Source organism: Pedobacter sp. 10L46_2, from assembly GCF_056395165.1.
Genome location: NZ_JBFTIZ010000500.1, coordinates 1 through 1,628, shown reverse-complemented (window position 1 = coordinate 1,628; position 1,628 = coordinate 1). Strand labels below are relative to the sequence as shown.

Here is a 1,628-nt window from a genome sequence, read left to right as displayed (position 1 = left end):
CTTTTCCATCAGGCCCAATCAATATCTTAGATGGCGTACAAACGACATTTTCCTTCAGCTTGATTTCCTTATTCATCGCTTCAGTATTATCAATTTGTTTAAATTGTAATCTCGACTCCTTGAACAGCTTTTGCGTTGCCTCCTCATCGTCAGAAAAACCTTCGGCTATGCCAATTATCGGAAATTTGTCTCCAAACCGCTGAAAAGTCTCATTTAAATCTGCTACCATATCATAGCCTTCTGATTTTTTAAGTCCCTCTATTTGGTAGACAAAGACGATCCAATATTTACCTTTATTTACTTCAGAGTTAAATATACTCCCATCACTGGTCTTTACAGAAAAATATTTCGGTCTACTCCCTATATTAAAGTCTATGTCCGCTTTGTTAGCAGCGATGAATTGCTTCAAGCGCTCTTCTTTATTTTGCCCGTTGCAACTTAACAAAACAAGGAAGAGTAAAACTGGCATAAAAAGGGCTTTCATTTTCATTTCTGGTCGACAGTTGTGGCTGCTGTAATAAATAACCGGGCCCTAAAATCCGATAATATGATCGCTTGTATACCAAAGGCTGATATCCACTGAGAAGATCACAAATAAGACCAAACTAATGACCGGTTTTTAAGCGCTGTTCGCGCTTATCATTTAGCTTTATCCAAGATAGAGATTTTATTTGAAGATCGAAATATCCATACAGATTATGCTTTAGGAAAGTTTTTCTACTATGCGATTTTATTGACAGCTGAAATGTGTAATTTGTAAAAACTAATTATGATATAAAACATGGTGTTGGTAAAATCAGATGGCTTATGAATAATAAAATTCACATACTCTTCGCATTATTCATTCTTGCATCTTGCCATTCTCAAGACAATAAAATTGTTGATCTAGCAAAAATATCTAATGATTTTGATGCCTCAGAATTTTATCGAAACAAGATTAAAAAGACCAATGAGATCATTTCGAAAGACCCTAAGCGTATGGAAAAGAAAGAAGCCTTAAATCTTTTGGACAATTCTTTTTTCGTAAAAGATACTTTAGGTTATTATAAAACGGATGGGAGATTCCCCACAGACCTGTCTTTAGAGCCAACCAATGACTGGATGGTAAGAGATAAAAAACCGACCGAAATATTTGGCTATGGTTACAACGCGGTAGCGTATGATCCTGAAAAAGACAAGATAGCTATTTTAAATACAGTAGCATTTCCTAAAATGGACATGGTAGAAGACCGTAAAGGCAACTTAATGTATCTTGAAGTGGGAAAGACTTCAAAAAATACAGATGATTTCAATAAGATCAAAGCATACCTCAGTAAAAACTGTAAGCGGGTTGCTGTTGATGATAACGACCCCAAAGCTTCTTATTGGGAAGGTGAATTTTTCTATTATTATCTTTTTAAAGACGATCGAAAAGAAGAGGAGGTCTCTTTTGATTCACAGGGAAATAGAAAATCCAGATCGGTACACAACACAGAAATTAGATTAACGATGTTCGAAAAGTCTTACATTAAAAAAATGGAAGAACTGGGGATTTATTCGGAGGGATATAAATTTTGGAAAAAAACGTTTTGATGCAAACGAATTCATCAAACATAGGTGAAGATAATTATCATTATAATCAGTAATGC

General features: G+C 34.8%; 2 protein-coding genes. One reads left to right on the top strand and one right to left on the bottom strand.

What is annotated here, in order from left to right:
* The coding region (locus tag AC1DDX_RS27250; RefSeq protein ID WP_477623011.1) for a hypothetical protein at positions 1-484 on the bottom strand (484 nt) is incomplete at its 3' end.
* Positions 485-807: 323 nt separating this feature from the next.
* On the opposite strand from AC1DDX_RS27250, the gene AC1DDX_RS27245 reads away from it, so the two are divergent.
* Positions 808-1,572, top strand: coding sequence for a hypothetical protein (locus AC1DDX_RS27245; protein ID WP_337714950.1), 765 nt, complete (start codon positions 808-810; stop codon positions 1,570-1,572).
* Positions 1,573-1,628 lie beyond the last annotated feature (56 nt).

What these genes read in the sequence shown, in the direction of transcription:
- AC1DDX_RS27245 (WP_337714950.1), top strand. Translation starts at nt 808, where the DNA reads ATGAATAATAAAATTCACATACTCTTCGCATTATTCATTCTTGCATCT.